This is a genomic window from Uliginosibacterium gangwonense DSM 18521 (genome assembly GCF_000373965.1).
Lineage (GTDB): Bacteria > Pseudomonadota > Gammaproteobacteria > Burkholderiales > Rhodocyclaceae > Uliginosibacterium > Uliginosibacterium gangwonense.
In genome coordinates this window covers 535,459-552,428 of sequence record NZ_KB892835.1, presented here as the reverse complement: position 1 = coordinate 552,428, position 16,970 = coordinate 535,459, and the positions used below count along the sequence as shown (strand labels likewise).

Sequence of the window (16,970 nt, the reverse complement as noted above, 5' to 3'; positions counted from 1 at the left end):
GTTCAGGCAGTATATAGATAGGTGCGAACGGCAAAGTCCACACCAAAATCAAGGTTATCAAGTGGAGTCAGTTTAATCGTCTTGCTCTGACCAACCAAGTACAAAGCCTGATTGGACATAGGCCCTGGTACGGGTACAACCACGCGCAGCGGCACATTTTTCTGGATCGGATCAAGCAGGAACACATGCAGTGGCTGTAAGCCATCGTCCGCTGCCACCACCTCTGGCGCCGCCCCCAGTTTCTCCACGCCAACAGTCACCTGATCGCAGCTTGCGGCCTCTCTCCAGCCACTACGCTTGAAACGCCGCACCACGCCCAGGCACCAATGCTCACCATCTGTGGGCTTGAAGCCAATCAGCGTGCCGACCTTCAAGCGTCCCAGTTCAGCCACATCCAGCCTGACCCCGATACCTTGCAGGCTAGCGTCACGCAACTGCCACAACGCAGGGTTGGCTTCACTCCCCAGCAGTTGGGCCAGAAAATGCGGGAAACCAGCTACCACCAGCATCTGCCCGGCCATGGGCAGGCGCCGATGCCGACGGGTTGGGGCGTCATTGTTCCAGATGCGGATCATGCGTGAAAGCACGCCAGCCACCACTTCTGCCCCGCCCTCCCGCTGCAGGGGCAGACCCGGTGGCAAGCCACCGGCCATCGCCAGATCCAACAGACCTTGCAATGACAGGGCTGCAGCCACCCCGCAAAAATAGCGTGGCAACGCAAGCTCTCCAGGGCTTGCGATCAGGCGAGCGGGCGCCATCAGGCGGGCAACATCCACCCATACGCTGCTGGTAGAACTGGGCGTATCCGTCAGCTCCAGCAGGGGCAACACATAATGCACCATGCTGGTGGCCACTTCCACACGCATCGGATCAAGCTGCTCCAGGCTCAGGCTCGACAAGGCCAGGGCGCGCAGATACTCGCGCTCGGCAGTGGTTTCGGTCGTGCGGTCTGCACGCGGGCGCACCAGCAGCGTCTCCGCGCCAGAACGAATCGCCAGCGCATAGGCGGCGTTCAGACGACTCCAGAGCGCGCCATCCATGGCACTGCCACCAAAGGCGTCCCACTTGGCACGCAGTACCCCGGCGCGGATCATGCGCACCGCAACCTGGGCCACCTGCTCCGGGTCAGCCCCCTCCTGCGCCTCGGCCTGCAAGGCACCGAGCAATTCCGCATAGGCATCCAGCACCGTCGCCCAATATCCGCGCCCCAAGGCCCATAGAGAGCGGCGCTCGGACGCATAGCAGGGCTCCAGCGCCAGGAAACGCTCGATGTAGCTACGCGCATGCAGCTGCGCGGCCTCATCTAGCGAAAAGATCATCTGCACACGCTCAGCCAGCGTAGCCTCTGGCGCGGCAGCAAGCGTATCCATCAGCGGCGTCACACCGGTAATGGCCTCGAAGGGTGTGCTCTTGCTGATGTCCTGTGCCAGTTGCTCAACAGACTGCAGTTGAGCCACAGCATGCAATGGAGTCTGCCAAGCGCACATCGGACCCTCCGGGGTTTAAAGTTATTGTCGATTTTAATGTTTTTTTCAAATTTTCCAAGCACTTGCCCGCAGCCATCCCGACCGTAATACCCCCCCAACCACCCGCACACCCAATGAACATGCGCCTGCACCATTCATCGGCACCAAGCGCCCCTTTTCTCCCCTTGCTGCTTGTAAAATACTGGTTTGGATTTGAACAACTCCCCGACCCATGCGCCCATACCTCGACCTGATGCGCCATGTGCTTGAACATGGCCAAGACAAGACCGACCGCACCGGCACCGGCACCCGTTCCGTATTCGGCTGGCAGATGCGCTTCAATCTGGCGGATGGCTTCCCGATGCTCACCACCAAGAAGCTGCACGTCCGCTCGATCATTCATGAGTTGCTGTGGTTCCTGCAAGGTGACACCAACATCCGTTACCTCAAGGAAAACGGTGTGTCGATCTGGGATGACTGGGCAGATGAAAACGGTGATCTCGGTCCTGTTTACGGCAAGCAATGGCGGCGCTGGCAAACCGCTGACGGCCGGGAAATCGACCAGATCAGCCAATTGGTGGAAGGGCTCAAGAAGAACCCTGATTCACGCCGCCATCTGGTCAGCGCCTGGAACCCGGCAGATGTCGACAACATGGCCCTGCCCCCCTGCCATGCCCTGTTCCAGTTCTACGTGGCGGGCGGCAAGCTCTCCTGCCAACTCTATCAGCGAAGTGCCGACATTTTCCTGGGTGTGCCTTTCAACATAGCCAGCTACGCATTGCTCACCCACATGGTGGCGCAGGTGTGCGGCTATGAGGTAGGGGATTTTGTGCATACGCTGGGCGACGCGCACCTGTATTCCAACCATCTGGAACAGGCCCGCCTGCAACTGAGCCGTGAACCACGCGCCCTGCCACAGCTGAAGATCAATCCGGCTGTGAAGGATCTGTTCGCCTTCCGCTTTGAGGATTTCAGCATCGAAGGCTACGACCCGCATCCACACATCGCGGGCAAGGTGGCCGTATGAGCAAGCCGGAGATCGCGCTGATCGTCGCCCGTGCCCGCAATGGCGTGATCGGACGCAACAACACCCTACCCTGGCGCCTGCGCGACGACCTGCAACAGTTCAAACGGCTCACCCAGGGCCATACCATCATCATGGGGCGCAAGACCTGGGAGTCGCTCGGGCGCCTGCTCCCCAACCGCCGTCATATCGTAATCAGCCGCCAGCCGGGATACCATGCCGAAGGCATTACGGTGGTGGATTCGCTCCCAGCGGCCATTGCAGCCTGCGGCGAAGGCGCGCAGGCCTTCATCATCGGTGGCGCGCAAATCTACGCGCAAAGCCTGGATCTGGTCGATGTGCTATGGATCACCGAGGTGGATGCCGAGGTGGAAGGCGACGCCTACTTCCCGCCAATCCCTGCCGGACGCTTCACCGAAACATCCCGCCAGCATTTCGATGCAAGCGAAGTCAACGACTATCCGTTTGACATGGTTGAATATCGTGTTCGCAAATAGCCCCTGATTTGCCGCTTCAGAGGCAAGGCACATTCAATCCTCTTCAACCGAGATCAGGAATTCTTCGGGGTCGTACCGGATGGCTTCCAGCGATCCCCGGAGGAAGCTGGCAAAATCTTCTGCCACATAGCAGACTTCATCCGGGTCATGCACAAAGGCGATGATCTGCCCCACCCGCCCTTCGGGTGCGGGGGCGTAATCCTGCATCAGTACCAGTGTATTGCCATCAAAACTGGCAAAAGGTATCCATTGTGGATGAAACCAGCCCGGGGCGATATGCCGATCACGCAGCGTCTCCTGCTCATACCCCAGGTATTGTCGGGATAGCCGCTCCCATATGGCATGCCGACTCAAGACTTCATCGGCAGAAAGAAAATCATAGGCCGTCAAAAAGCCAGGGCGCATAAAGATCGGCATCCCATCTCCCGCTCCATCTGCCTGCATCCAAGCATTGCGCAGGGCTGGAACAAGGCGGATACCCCATTCTGATTCAAGCGCGGCAATTGCCAAGGGCCGTGCCGGGGCATGCGTTTCCAGCTCCAAGCCTTGTGCATCGTACACTGCTTGAATTGCCTCAAGATAGCGGGAGAAATCCATGTTACCCCTCACATTCCGATAACACAAACAAAAAAGGAGCCCACGCGGAGCCCCTTTTCATGCCAAAACATTAAGGATCACTTCGGCAGATCGTGCCCCACTTCGCGCAGCACGGCTTCCAGGCCAACGTGGCGTACATCCTTGCCGTGCGCCAGGAAGATGGTGTTCTCGGCCACGTTCTTGGCGTGGTCGCCAATGCGCTCGATGGCCTTGGCGGCGAACAGCATGTCGATACCGCGGGAGATGGTGCGTGGGTCTTCCATCATGTAGGTGACGAGCAGACGCATCATCACCTTGAATTCGGAATCCAGGTCCTTGTCTTCCTTCAGGATTTCTGCCGCCGCATCAATATCCTGACGGGCAAAGGCATCCAGAGACTTGCGCAGCGCCTGCACGGCCATCGCGCCCAGATGCTTGGTCTGCACCGAGGGACGCAGCCCCTCGCCAGTCACATGGATCTTGCGGGCAACCTTGGCGATCTTCTTGGCTTCGTCGCCAATCCGTTCCAGATCGGTCACCACCCGGAAGACGGATAAAATGGAACGCAGGTCGTTGGCCGCAGGCTGACGACGGGCGATGATCTGGGTGCAGGCTTCGTCCAGCTCCACCTCGTAGGCGTTGACCTGACGATCGTTCTCGATCACGCGCTCGATGAGTTGCTCGTCACCATCCTGCAAGCCATCCAGGGCCAACACCACCTGCTGCTCGACATACCCGCCCATCTGCAGCACGCGGGTGCGGATCTGGTCCAGCTCGGTGTCGTACTGGCGCATTGTATGGTCAACCATATACATCTCCTATGCTAAGAACCGGTCAAACTAGCGCACTAATGTGACCAGCGTATTGCAATCTTCGCGCCAGCGTTGCTGCGCCTGACTAGCGGTTGAAGGTGCGAACCCCATCCGGCGTGCCCAGCAGCAGCACTTCGGCAGAGCGACGGGCAAACAGGCCGTTACACACCACGCCTACGATCTGGTTGATGTCTGACTCCATCTTCACCGGGTCGGTGATGTGAAGACCATGCACATCCAGAATGATGTTGCCATTATCAGTCACCACACCTTCGCGCCATACCGGGCGACCACCCAGTGCAGCCAGGGCACGTGCGGCCTGGGCGCGCGCCAGCGGAATCACTTCCACAGGCAGCGGGAAACGGCCCAGCACATCCACCTTTTTGGAGGCATCCGCAATGCACACGAAGCGCCTGGCCACGCTGGAGACAATCTTCTCGCGCGTGAGCGCAGCGCCACCGCCCTTGATCATGCAGAAGGCGGCATCGATCTCGTCAGCCCCATCCACGTAGACAGGCATTTCCTCGATTTCGTTCAGATCATAGAGCCGGATGCCCAGTGCAGCCAGGCGCTTGGCGCTAGCCTCGGAGCTTGCCACCGCACCCTTGATGCGATCACGCATGGCCCCTAGACCATCAATGAAGTAATTGGCCGTGGAGCCTGTTCCCACGCCAATGATCTCACCTTCGGGTACATAGGCCAGTGCGGCTTCGCCTACGGCTTTTTTCAATTCGTCCTGCGTCATGATTCGGGGTCTGTTTGGGTAATGCCGCGCATTGTAGTAGAGCGCGAGGGGTTTTGCTTGGCAAAAACACCCTCGCCTCCAGCTCGGATCAGTTAGAGAGCTTGCGGCTCAGTTCCAGGAACTCATCGAGCTTGCGCTTGGCTGCCCCGCTGGCAATGGCATCCAGCGCCAAGTCCACCCCTTGCGCAAGGGATTCCGCCCCACCGGCCACATAGATACAGGCTCCGGCGTTGAAGGCCACAATATCGCGCGCCGCAGGCAGCTTGCCTTCCAAGGCACCAATCACCATCTGGCGGGATTCTTCAACGTTGGCCACACGCAAGGCAGAAACTCCATGCATGGCAAGCCCCACATCCTCAGGGCTGACGCGATATTCGCGCACCTCGCCATTGCGCAGCTCGCCCACCAGGGTCGGCGCAGAGATCGACAGCTCATCAAGCCCATCCATGCCGTGGACGATCATCACATTGCGTGAGCCCAGCCGCTCCAACACCCGCACCTGGATGCCCACCAGATCAGGGTGGAAAACGCCCATCAACTGGTTGGCAGCCCCCGCCGGATTGGTGAGCGGCCCGAGGATATTGAAAATGGTGCGCACCCCCAGTTCACGCCGCACAGGCGCGGCATACTTCATCGAACTGTGATGGTTGGGCGCAAACATGAAGCCGATGCCGATATCATCAATACAACGCGCGGTGAGCTGAGGAGAGAGCGAAATGTTCGCCCCCAGCGCTTCCAGCACGTCTGCCGACCCGGACAGCGAGGAAGCGGAGCGCCCGCCATGCTTGGCAACTTTCGCCCCGGCGGCCGCAGCCACAAACATCGCCGTGGTCGAGATGTTGAAGGTGTGCGACCCATCGCCCCCTGTGCCACAGGTATCGACGAGGCTTGCCGTATCGCTGGCCACTGGCACCTTGGTGGCCAACTCACGCATCACGGAAGCTGCGGCAGCAATCTCGCCAATGGTCTCTTTTTTGACACGCAAACCAATCAGGATGGCCGAGATCAAGGTCGGCGAGACTTGGCCGGACATGATCTGGCGCATCAGGTCCACCATCTCGTCATGAAAAATCTCGCGGTGCTCAATAATGCGTTGTAGCGCTTCTTGCGGACTCATCAAAATTTCTCCTCGTCTCAAACGTCCAGGAAGTTCTTGAGTAGGCGGTGGCCGCCCTCAGTCATGATTGACTCGGGGTGGAACTGCACCCCTTCGATCTGCAGGCTCTTGTGGCGCACGCCCATGATTTCGCCATCTTCGGTCCAAGCCGTGATTTCCAGGCAGTCCGGCAGGCTCTCACGCTCAATAGCCAGTGAATGGTAACGCGTGGCATTGAAGGGATTGGGCAGCCCCTTGAATACCCCGACATCGGCATGATGGATGGGGGAAATCTTGCCGTGCATCTGGCGCTTGGCATGAATGATCTTGCCGCCAAAGGCCGCACCGATGCTTTGATGCCCCAGGCATACCCCCAGAATCGGCAGCTTGCCTGCAAAATGCTGGATTGCTGCCACCGAGATACCCGCCTCCTTCGGTGTGCAGGGGCCGGGGGAGACCACCAACCGCTCGGGCTGCATCAATTCAATCTGCTCAATGGTGATCGCATCGTTGCGATACACGTGCACATCAGCACCCAGTTCGCCAAAGTATTGGACGAGGTTGTAGGTGAAGCTGTCATAATTATCGATCATCAACAACATGTTCGTATCCTCTTAAGACGCCTGTATCCGGTGCAGGCGCTTGATTCGATTCATGCGCGAAAAACAAGGGCCACCTGCTTCAACACCACCGGGCGGCACGATGCCACACGCATCCTTGTTCAACCGCGTATCAATCGAAGTAGGTGTCCAGACCGCCTTCGGCAAGCTCAGCCGCACGTAGCACAGCGCGGGCCTTGTTGAGCGTTTCCTGCCATTCGGCATCCGGGTCGGAATCGGCGACGATCCCGGCACCGGCCTGAACATAGAGGGTTTTGTCCTTGATGAGCGCGGTACGGATTGCAATGGCCACATCCACGTCGCCATCAAAACCCAGATACCCGACTGCGCCCGAATACACGCCACGCTTGATGGGTTCCAGTTCATCGATGATCTGCATGGCGCGGATCTTGGGCGCCCCGCTCACCGTACCCGCCGGGAAGGTGGCACGCAGCACGGCCAGCGCCGCCGCACGGCGGTCCTGGTCGGCAGGCAGCATGCCTTCCACATTGGATACGATATGCATAACATGAGAATACTTCTCAACCGTGAAGCGTTCAGTGACTTTCACCGTGCCGGTCACGGCCACGCGGCCCACGTCGTTGCGCCCGAGGTCAAGCAACTGCAGATGCTCAGCGCATTCCTTCTGGTCACTCAGCAGATCCTTTTCCAGCGCCTGATCTTCTTCGGCATTGGCACCACGCTTGCGCGTGCCGGCAATCGGCCGCACCGTGACACGCTGCCCCTCTTCCTCGCCTTCGAGCTTGACGAGGATTTCCGGCGAAGCCCCCACAATATGAAACTCTTCCAGATTGAAGTAGAACATGTAGGGTGATGGATTCAGTGCCCGCAGGCTGCGGTACAGCGCCAAGGGGCTAGCGGCAAAAGGCTTGCTCATGCGCTGCGAGAGCACCACCTGCATGATGTCGCCTTCAACAATGTATTCCTTGCCCCGGCGCACAGCAGCCTTGAACGCCTCTTCCCCAAATGAGGAGACGGCAGGCTGCGGTGTGGTACGGATATCCGCCGGAATATCCACGGGTGCGCGCAGTTTGGCGACCAGTTCGGCCAAGCGCCGCTGGGCACGCTTGTAGGCACCGGGCACCTCGGGTTCGGCATACACCACCAGGGTAAGCTTGCCGGAGAGATTATCGACAATCGCCAGTTCTTCCGAGAGCAGCAGGGTGATGTCTGGCAGATTCAGGTCATCGTTAGGCCGATGTGCGGCAAGCTTGGATTCGATGTAGCGCACGGTGTCATAACCGAAGCTGCCGACCAAACCACCGCAGTAGCGCGGCAGGCCATTCTTGGGCGGCACCTTGATACGCTGCATGAATTCGCCGATGTAGGCGAGTGGGTCGCCGTAATCACGGCGCTCCAGAATGCGGTCATGCGCCAACAGCAGCACCGTGCGCTCACGCACTTCGATGCGGGTGTTGGCCCGCAGGCCGATGATGGAATAGCGGCCAAAGCGCTCACCACCCTGCACGGATTCGAGCAGGTAGGTGTAAGGCTCATTGGCGAGCTTGAGGTAGATCGAGAGGGGGGTGTCGAGATCTGCAAACGTCTCGACGGTAAGCGGGATACGGTTGTAGCCCTGGGCGGCCAGCGCCTGGAATTCTTGTTCGGTCATCATGACTCCGGTTTCTGCTATTTCAGGAAATGCCAGCCGGAGCGCACTCCGGCCTGTGACGCTGCTCAAAGCACGCGCCATGAACCCCCGTCGCGCTGCCAAACCAAGGCCGCGCAAGCCGGGAGGGTCTCCTTCACGAGAAACAGGCTTTTGCAAGTCACGATAACGAAATACGAATATCTGTGAGTGGATGTGCCGCCCTTGTTACACCATCAAACCAACAGGGGCGGAAGCTCAATGAAGTTCGATAGTAACCCGTCACAATCGACGCTGTCTACCGCAACACCTTCATTGTAACCATAGGTCATCAGCACCACCGGGATGCCCGCACGACGCGCGCACAGGGCGTCATTGCTCGAATCTCCCACCATCAGCGCATGTTCGCGGGCAACCCCAAGTTGCTCGCAGGCATGCCAGAGGGGTTCCGGGTCAGGCTTTTTCTTGGCCAACGTATCCCCACCGACAATGCAATCCATGAAGTGCCACAGATCCAGCTTTTTCATGAGCGGTGCGACAAAGGCTTCCGCCTTGTTCGTCACGCACCCCATCCGCACACCACGCCCCTTGAGTTCGACCAGGGTTTCAGCCACGCCCGGATAGGCGGCGGAGAGCAGCCCATTGGTGTCGCCATAATGGCGCATGAACACCTCGATGGCATATTGCAGGCGCTCTGCCGACACCGGGGCGCGCCCCACCGCGAGGCAGCGCTCGACCAGCACGGGAATACCTTTGCCGACGAAATGACTGATCTCGGCGTCATCCCGCGTGGCCTCACCCAACTCTGCCAGCATGCGGCGCCCAGCTTCCGCCAAGTCAACAATCGAATCGACCAAGGTGCCATCCAGATCGAAGAAAACGGCTTTTACACCTTCAAAACGACGCAAATTCATCTACAGCAATCCTTACTGACCAAGCGCCGCACGAGCGCGGCGGAACCATTCTGCGTTATGTGCCTTGGCATGCTTATGCCAGTGCGCGGAATCCTTGATGATTTCAGCATACAAGGTCTGAGCACGACTCCCATCTCCGTTTTCTGCCAGCCATTCCGCAAAGCGGCACTTAACCTCAGCATCTGCCGCCACAGTCAGCGCGGCCTCAAAGGCATCCCGTGCACCTGCATCACGGGTACCCGCCAAGACACGTGCATACAGCAAGGCAAGCTGGGGTTGGCGACGCAATTCGGCATGAGCGGCAAACAAGCGGTCCAGGGTGATGCGCGAGGCATCCATCTGCCCCAATTCAAGCTGGGTGGCCGCCAATCCACGCAGCAATTTGGGGTCATCTGCGAAAGGCCCCTGAGCAGCTTCCGAGTAGTGCGTCAAGGCACGGGCAGCATCCCCCGCATTGAGAAGGGCTTCCGCCAGACGCAGGCGATTGTCGATCGTGGGCGCCATCTCAAAACTACGGTTCGCTTCGCGCAACTCACGACCTGGATCAATGGCCTGTGCCACCGCCCGGCGTGCCACATGCACAGCGCGGCTGCCACGCAACTCGGGCAGGTAAATAGCAAAGAAATACACGATGCTCCCCAGCAGAGGGAACATAAACAGGATGAGCAGCCAATACATATCCGCACCACGCCGGATGGCGTGAACTGCGAAGAAAATTGCGACCAGCACATGCAAACCAATGCCTACAAACGGCATAGCAATTCCTCACTTGGATGCCAACGGAAGCTCGCCAGCATATACAAAACATTGTTACGCGTCTTGCGCCATCTATCGGTGGCACCTGCTTGATTACTGCTGACTGGTCTGCCCATATTGCGTGAATTGCGCCTCGACCTGCGCCAATTCCTGCGGACTCAGAATACGCGGCTGACCCAGCAGACGGGCCCGCCAGTAATGCTCGCACAGCGACTCGAACTCGATTGCCGCCGCAATCGCCCTGGGGGCGTCCTCGCCCAGCACGACCATGCCATGATTGGCCATCAGACAGGCAGTGCGTTCCTGCAAAGCGGACAACACGGTATCAGACAATGCCTGGGTGCCATAGGTTGCATACGCGGCACAGGGGACATCCGGCCCGCCGAAGCGCAACACCATATAGTGAAACGCGGGAATGGCTTCACCATGGCAAGCCAATGCGGTGGCGCAAGGCGAATGCGCGTGCATCACTGCGCCCACTTCGGGGCGAGCCAACAGGATGTCGTGGTGCAACCGCCATTCCGAGGAGGGTTTGCGGTTACCGCGCATTCCGCCTGCAAAATTCAGCCAGACGAGGTCTTCCTCGGCCAGCTCCTCGGCGGGGATGCCGGAAGGCGTGATCAGGAAACCATCTCCGTATCGCAGGCTGGCGTTCCCCGCCGTACCGGCATTCAGCCCGCGCATGCTCATCAGGCGGAAGGCTTTCAGCAGCGAAGCCCGTGCGGCTGATTCATCCCCGGCATGCATGTGTTGATGTGAAACCGTCACCATACCTTGGTCATTTCCTCAAAAATCAAACCACGCCCCCTGGGTTTTGCCATGCCCGGTACGTGCGTCGTAATCACGATCCTGTCCCTTTGAATGCGCCAGGATGTCTCGCGCACCCGTGTTGGCGGCCTGTTCAAGTTGCGCGCAGCTTGCCTTCTCAGGCAGGCTCAGGATGAAGTGGTCAATTTCCTTCGCCACACTGCGCCCGATGTCGACATGCCCCTGTTCGTGCAGCTTGAGCGCCGCAAACGCCCGCTCGTAGCGCTCCTGCAGCCGCCCCAAATCCCCGCGCAACTGCGGTAGCTGGATGATGCTGGACACCAGCACGGTGTTCTCAGTAATCCTGCACTGGCCATCACCCTCACGCCACCAGCGGTAGTTCCAGTGGACATTCCAGGTGGTGTAACCAAAAAACACTTTGCCTTCGCTGCGGATAGGCGAGCTTCGACTGAGCGCCTGATAAACGCTCTCCCCTGTCCGCAGACTCAGGTCGTAGAACTGATAGCTCACCTCGTCACGTACCGCTGCCTGGGCGCATGCAACAAGCGATAGCAGGCCAACTGCCGCGCCCAAGCGCAGTCCGGTAAGTGAAAACACCGCCTTACACCTTTGCCAGTTGGGCACGCATCTCACCGATCACGCTATCGTAACGGTTTGGGTCACTATCCTTACCAGCCCCAAACACGGCAGAACCAGCCACGAAGGTATCCACCCCAGCGGCGGCAATTTCGGCAATATTGCCAGCCTTCACCCCACCATCAATCTCCAGGCGGATGTGCTTGCCCGTCTCACGCTCATAGGCATCCAGACGGGCACGGGCAGCGCGGGCCTTGGGCAGCGTGGAAGGAATGAAACTCTGACCGCCAAAGCCGGGGTTGACCGACATCAGCATGATCAGATCAATCTTGTCCATCACATGGTCCAGCCAATCCAGCGGTGTGGCCGGATTGAACACCAGCCCGGCCTGACAGCCGTTCTCACGGATCAGTTGCAGGGTACGATCCACGTGGCGCGAAGCCTCCGGGTGGAAAGTGATGATGTTTGCACCCGCCTTGGCAAACATGGGCACCAGCATGTCGACCGGTTCGGTCATCAGGTGCACATCTATCGGCGCCTGGGTGTAGGGGCGGATCGCTTCGCAAACCACCGGACCAAAGGAGATATTTGGCACATAATGGCCATCCATCACGTCAAAATGTAACCAGTCGGCTCCCGCTGCAATCACATTCTCAACTTCACGGCCCAAGTGGGCAAAATTGGCGGCCAGCAGGCTGGGGGCTAGCACAAAGGCTCTGTCGGACATCGTAGGCTCTTGTAGAATCAGCAACAAAACCCGCATTATCCAGCCCCTGCACGTGGCAGCCAACAGAAAAATCACCCCATGACGAACGAAGATTACCGCCTCCAGGTTGAAGTCCAGACCCAGTATCTGGCCGAAGAGTCCGACGCAGACAGCGCCCGCTATGTGTTTGGCTACAAGATCCAGATCAGCAACATCAGCAAAATCACCGTCAAATTGCTCCGCCGCCATTGGTACATCAGCAACGCCAATGGCGATCAGGAAGAGGTGGAAGGTGAAGGCGTCGTTGGCGAGCAGCCCACACTCGCCCCGGGCGAGAGCTTTGAATACTCCAGCGGTTGCGTGCTGGCCACACCGTTTGGCTCAATGCGTGGTGCCTACCTGATGAAGGCCGAAGACGGCACCGAGTTTACGGCCGAAATCCCGGAGTTTTTCCTGATCGGCCCGCGCACCCTGCATTGATGGCTGGAACCCCAAAGCGACAATCGGTAGTACAAGGCCCTGCGGGTAGGCCAGATAGAACGTAAAAATTCGTGCCCCACTCCACCCGCACATTATTCGGCACCCGTGACGGACGGCACCCGAGCTTGAGCGGAGCGGATTGATCCGCCATCCAAACGAAAAAGGCCAAGCCCCCAGGCTTGGCCTTGATACGCCCGCGCCCCGACAACGGGCAGCTTACTTGGCAACAAACTCCCAGGCCATGGTCTGGCGATACACCTGCCCTGGTGCCAACCAGCAATCCGGCTGCGGCCATTCGGGGTGATTGGGGCTGTCGGGCAGGAAGCCCGGTTCCAGACACAGCCCCTCGCACGCCGCATACTGCCCGCCCTCGCGGCTATTAGTGCCAGCCAGGAAATTTCCGCTATAAAACTGCACGGCGGGTGAATCGGTGTAGAGCCGCATTTCCAGCTTGTCGTCCGCCGAATTCAATACGGAGGCAACCACATCCATGCGTGCGTCATCCAGCAGGAAGGAGTGGTCGTAGCCCCCCGCCAGCTTCTGCTGCTCATCAGCCAGGAAACGCTCGCCAATCACATGCTGCGTGCGGAAATCAAAACTGGTGCCTTCCACACCGACCGGCGGCCCCGGCGGGATCATCTCCGCATCAATCGGCATGTAACGCGCCGCTGCGATCTGCAAGCGATGCTGGCGAATATCGCCCTTGACGCCATTCAGATTGAAGTAGGCATGATTGGTCAGCCCCAGAGGGCTCAATGCATCGACCTCGCCTTCGCATTCCATCTGGATGCGCTGGCCAGGGAGTACGCGATAGATCACACGCAGATTCAGGTTGCCGGGGAAGCCCTGATCGCCATCGGCAGACAGAATGCCGAAACGCACATGCTCACGGGATTTCTCCAGGATCGTCCAGCGCTGATGCGAGAAGCCGCCAGCCCCACCGTGAAGCTGGTGCTTGCCACCCTGGTTGGCGTCCAATGCGTAAACCTTGCCATCACGGGCGATCTTTGCATCCTTGATACGATTGGCATACCGCCCCACTGTGGCATTCAGGTAGGACTTCTGCGCGAACCACCCCTGCAGATCGTGACAGCCCAGCAGCACTTCACGGCGCGAACGATCCTTCATCGGCACCAGACACGACAACCAGGTCGCCCCCCAGTCCATCAATTCCAGTTGAAGGCCATCGTTTTCAATCCGAAGATATGTCACCGGCTTGCCATCTGGCGCCATGACAGTGGTGTCAGTCATCATGTACTCCTGGTAGATAAATATTGAAGATCTTTTCAACCCGCTGTCAATTTGTTGCCGAATGAAGGCTCGCCACCCGGCAGCGGCCCTTCCGATTCAACACTATCGACAAGCGAAGGATGGTGTTCTTCGACCGCCTTGCGGAAAGCACTGGGGCTCAGCCCCACACGTTTGCGGAAGACGCGGGAAAAATAAAGCTGATCGTCATAACCCACTTTGCCTGCAATATGCGCCACCGGCGTGCGCGTGTTCTGCAAAAGATGCTTGGCAAGAATGATGCGCTGATCTTCGCGCCAGCGCAGAATATTGACGCCCATTTGCTCGCGGAACAAATGTGCAAGGCGTGAAGGGGACAGACAGATATGCCGGGCGATTTCTTCCAACCCGATATTGGAGGCCAGATTCTTGGCGATGAACTGGCAGGTAGCCCGAATGCGCACATCCACCGAGGTGGGCTGATTATCAGGGATTTCCTCATAGCAGCGGATCAGCAGGCGTTCGAGCAGGTTGATCGCCAATTCCTCCGCCGTGCGCTTTTCCTGGCGATGGGTCTGATCGATCTGGATAAACAGATCTTCAAACTCATTGAACAAAGGCCCAATGCCCACACTCAGGCGCCCGACCTTGCGGGTCTGATGCGGCCAGTTCAACCAATTCGCCCAATAGGCACGCGGACGGAAATACACCCAGCGGTGATACCAGTCGGTGCTCCCCTGTGCTCGGCCATAATAGTGCGGGGTTTCGGGGGAAAACAGCAGCAGATCGCCGGGGCTGACCAGAAACGCGTCCGCGCCGTCAAATACCTTGCCCTGGCCACGTACCGTCATATTGACGATATAGCCTTCCATCCCACCAGGGCGGTCGATGAAAAAATCCAGTGGTCCGTTTTCAATGATGGGGGTCATCCCACCCACCAGATACAGGTTAAACGAGTAACCTGGCAAAAGCGGATTGACCTGCTTGTTCTGATCGGACTCAAACATGTGCAGCCATCCCTTTCAGGTTCTGACTATGGCATTGTCGTAAAATCATAGCGTGCGACGAATTCCCCGGATAGCTGAATTCATCAAAAAAGCCGCGCCGCAGCAATTATATCCATAAGATTGGCAGGATTCAGGCAGTTCGTCCATCTATTTATGCCCATAAGTCGATTCCAAGCAGATTTCTTCATATCTTTAGCCATAAACTCCTGACGCCACCAGTAACAAATTCCATATCGTTTTCGCCATTACATCACTGGACGAATCCTTGGAAACCTTCCTGAATCCCGTTACCCGGGCTCAGGAATGCAGGCCTGGGGTCGCCCGAAAACAACAGTCTGGAGACGTTTCATCAGGCGCAGGTTTTAGCGGCAAAGCCGCTACAGGACTGGCTTGGCAGGCAGCTACAGACTACGAGACAACACCAGGAGGACACCTACGTGGCCGAAGAAATCGTCATCGGACTCGACTATGGCAGCGACTCGGTACGGGCGCTGGCAGTACGTTGCAAGGACGGCACCGAATTGGCTACCCATGTAGCCTACTACCCACGTTGGCAAGCTGGACAATATTGTCAGCCCAAGGACAACCAGTTCCGCCATCACCCCTTAGATTACATCGAGTGCACCGAAACAGTGGTACGCGAAGTGGTGCGTCAGTTGGGCGCATCGCAACGCGAATCCATCGTGGGCATCGGGGTGGACTCCACCGGCTCAACGCCTGCCCCCATTGATGCAGACGGCCAGATTCTCGCGCTTCGCCCCGAGTTTGCGGATAACCCGAATGCGATGTTCGTGCTGTGGAAAGACCACACCGCCATCGAAGAAGCAGAGCAGATCAATGCGCTGTGCCGCAGTGGCCGCTTCCCTGACTACATCCGTTATGCAGGGGGCGTATATTCTTCCGAGTGGTGGTGGGCCAAGATCCTGCATGTCTCACGTGCCGATCTAGCGGTCCGCAAAGCGGCCTCCAACTGGATCGAGCTGTGTGACTGGGTACCTGCGCTACTCTCCGGTACCACTCGCCCGGAAAACATCCGCCGTGGGCGTTGCTCGGCAGGCCACAAGGCACTGTGGCACCCAGAATGGGGCGGTTTGCCACCACGTGAATTCCTGGCTGCGCTGGACCCGGTTCTGGTCGAATCCCTGCCCTACCCCTTGTTCAAAGACACCTGGACGGCAGACCTGCCTGTCGGGAAAATCACCCCGGAATGGGCCAAGCGTCTGGATCTGCCCGAGCACGTCGTAGTCAGTGGCGGCGCTTTCGATTGTCATATGGGTGCAGTAGGCGGCGGCGCCAGCCCGAACACCTTGGTCAAGGTGATCGGCACCTCCACCTGTGACATCCTGGTCGCGGAATATGCCACCATTGGTGAGCGTGCCATTGAAGGTATCTGTGGTCAGGTGGACGGCAGTGTGGTGCCGGGCAAGATTGGCCTGGAGGCAGGGCAATCCGCTTTTGGCGATATGTATGCATGGTTTGGCAGACTGCTGGGCTGGTCGTTGCAACTCGCAGCACAGCAAAAGCCTGCCATCGCCGCCGAACTGCGCGAAGTGGAAGGCAAGCTCCTGCCCGCCTTGACCGAACAATGGGCCGCTTCCATCAGCTACGAACATCTGCCTGTGGTGCTGGACTGGTTCAATGGTCGCCGCACCCCTTACGCCAATCAGCGTCTGCAAGGCGTGATCACCGATCTGAATCTGGGCAGCGATGCGCCCAGCCTGTTTGGTGGCTTTATTGCCTCCACGGCTTTTGGCGCCCGCGCCATCATGGAATGCTTCATCAACCAGCAAGTGCCGGTTGAAGGGGTGCTCGCCATGGGCGGCATTGCACGCAAATCACCTGTCATCATGCAGGCCTGTGCCGACATCATGAACAGGCCCATCGCGGTGGTGGGTTCCGACCAATGCTGTGCGCTGGGCGCGGCAATCTTCGCCGCCGTAGCCGCCGGGCGTTTTGGCAATGTGGCCGATGCACAGGTGACCATGGCCAGCCCCATCGAACGTACCTACACCCCCAAGCCCGAAGCCGTTGCAGCCTTCGAGCCCATCTACCAGCGCTACCTGCATTGGGCCGAGCAGGCTGAACCCATGTACGCGGCAGTGGAGAAGTGAA

Annotated in this window: 18 protein-coding genes; 4 read left to right on the top strand and 14 right to left on the bottom strand. The window is 58.6% G+C overall.

Annotation, left to right across the window (positions count from 1 at the left end; translation table 11 throughout):
- Positions 1–2: 2 nt before the first annotated feature.
- Positions 3–1,487 (bottom strand): hypothetical protein, encoded by a 1,485-nt coding sequence (locus B145_RS0105400; RefSeq protein WP_018605692.1) that lies wholly within the window; start codon positions 1,485–1,487, stop codon positions 3–5.
- A gap of 211 nt (positions 1,488–1,698) precedes the next feature.
- Here B145_RS0105400 and B145_RS0105395 point away from each other — a divergent pair, with 211 nt between their 5' ends.
- Together B145_RS0105395 and B145_RS0105390 are read left to right on the top strand one after the other, a co-directional pair.
- Positions 1,699–2,493, top strand: coding sequence for a thymidylate synthase (locus tag B145_RS0105395; RefSeq protein ID WP_018605690.1), 795 nt, complete (start codon positions 1,699–1,701; stop codon positions 2,491–2,493).
- Positions 2,490–2,987 (top strand): dihydrofolate reductase, encoded by a 498-nt coding sequence (locus tag B145_RS0105390; protein WP_018605689.1) that lies wholly within the window; start codon positions 2,490–2,492, stop codon positions 2,985–2,987. Before B145_RS0105395 ends, B145_RS0105390 begins: the two co-directional genes overlap by 4 nt.
- Before the next feature lie 33 nt (positions 2,988–3,020).
- Here the strand turns inward: B145_RS0105390 and B145_RS27250 are convergent, their stop codons facing one another.
- The 11 genes from B145_RS27250 to rpe all read right to left on the bottom strand — a co-directional run bounded on the left by B145_RS27250 (position 3,021) and on the right by rpe (position 12,165).
- Positions 3,021–3,584 (bottom strand): SMI1/KNR4 family protein, encoded by a 564-nt coding sequence (locus tag B145_RS27250; protein WP_018605687.1) that lies wholly within the window; start codon positions 3,582–3,584, stop codon positions 3,021–3,023.
- 77 nt (positions 3,585–3,661) lie between these two features.
- Entirely contained in the window at positions 3,662–4,372 is a 711-nt protein-coding gene (gene phoU / locus B145_RS0105380; RefSeq protein WP_018605686.1) for a phosphate signaling complex protein PhoU, read from the bottom strand.
- 88 nt (positions 4,373–4,460) lie between these two features.
- A complete protein-coding gene (gene rpiA / locus B145_RS0105375) occupies positions 4,461–5,120 on the bottom strand; it encodes a ribose-5-phosphate isomerase RpiA (RefSeq protein WP_018605684.1) in 660 nt (219 codons plus the stop codon).
- 88 nt (positions 5,121–5,208) lie between these two features.
- Positions 5,209–6,237 (bottom strand): anthranilate phosphoribosyltransferase, encoded by a 1,029-nt coding sequence (gene trpD / locus B145_RS0105370; RefSeq protein ID WP_018605682.1) that lies wholly within the window; start codon positions 6,235–6,237, stop codon positions 5,209–5,211.
- 17 nt (positions 6,238–6,254) lie between these two features.
- A complete protein-coding gene (locus tag B145_RS0105365; RefSeq protein ID WP_018605681.1) occupies positions 6,255–6,818 on the bottom strand; it encodes an anthranilate synthase component II in 564 nt (187 codons plus the stop codon).
- Positions 6,819–6,948: 130 nt separating this feature from the next.
- Complete coding sequence (trpE, locus tag B145_RS0105360) at positions 6,949–8,448, bottom strand: anthranilate synthase component I (RefSeq protein ID WP_026258850.1); 1,500 nt, start codon at positions 8,446–8,448, stop codon at positions 6,949–6,951.
- A gap of 212 nt (positions 8,449–8,660) precedes the next feature.
- Positions 8,661–9,338, bottom strand: coding sequence for a phosphoglycolate phosphatase (locus B145_RS0105355; RefSeq protein WP_018605678.1), 678 nt, complete (start codon positions 9,336–9,338; stop codon positions 8,661–8,663).
- Between the two features lie 12 nt (positions 9,339–9,350).
- On the bottom strand, positions 9,351–10,094 hold the full coding sequence (locus B145_RS0105350) for a hypothetical protein (protein WP_018605677.1): 744 nt from the start codon (positions 10,092–10,094) through the stop codon (positions 9,351–9,353).
- A 93-nt stretch (positions 10,095–10,187) separates the two neighbouring features.
- Positions 10,188–10,865 carry a class II aldolase/adducin family protein gene (locus B145_RS0105345; protein WP_018605676.1) on the bottom strand — a complete coding sequence of 226 codons (678 nt, stop codon included), beginning with the start codon at positions 10,863–10,865 and terminating at the stop codon, positions 10,188–10,190.
- A 15-nt stretch (positions 10,866–10,880) separates the two neighbouring features.
- Positions 10,881–11,459 (bottom strand): DUF922 domain-containing Zn-dependent protease, encoded by a 579-nt coding sequence (locus B145_RS0105340; protein ID WP_018605675.1) that lies wholly within the window; start codon positions 11,457–11,459, stop codon positions 10,881–10,883.
- A 4-nt stretch (positions 11,460–11,463) separates the two neighbouring features.
- Entirely contained in the window at positions 11,464–12,165 is a 702-nt protein-coding gene (gene rpe / locus B145_RS0105335; RefSeq protein WP_026258847.1) for a ribulose-phosphate 3-epimerase, read from the bottom strand.
- A gap of 78 nt (positions 12,166–12,243) precedes the next feature.
- Here rpe and apaG point away from each other — a divergent pair, with 78 nt between their 5' ends.
- Entirely contained in the window at positions 12,244–12,624 is a 381-nt protein-coding gene (apaG, locus tag B145_RS0105330; protein ID WP_018605673.1) for a Co2+/Mg2+ efflux protein ApaG, read from the top strand.
- Between the two features lie 216 nt (positions 12,625–12,840).
- Here apaG and B145_RS0105325 read toward each other — a convergent pair whose 3' ends face one another.
- Together B145_RS0105325 and araC are read right to left on the bottom strand one after the other, a co-directional pair.
- A complete protein-coding gene (locus B145_RS0105325) occupies positions 12,841–13,875 on the bottom strand; it encodes a galactose-1-epimerase (protein ID WP_018605672.1) in 1,035 nt (344 codons plus the stop codon).
- A gap of 35 nt (positions 13,876–13,910) precedes the next feature.
- Positions 13,911–14,858, bottom strand: a complete 948-nt coding sequence (araC, locus tag B145_RS0105320) for an arabinose operon transcriptional regulator AraC (protein ID WP_018605671.1) — start codon at positions 14,856–14,858, stop codon at positions 13,911–13,913.
- Between the two features lie 437 nt (positions 14,859–15,295).
- On the opposite strand from araC, the gene B145_RS0105315 reads away from it, so the two are divergent.
- On the top strand, positions 15,296–16,969 hold the full coding sequence (locus tag B145_RS0105315) for a ribulokinase (protein ID WP_018605670.1): 1,674 nt from the start codon (positions 15,296–15,298) through the stop codon (positions 16,967–16,969).
- Position 16,970: the final 1 nt, after the last annotated feature.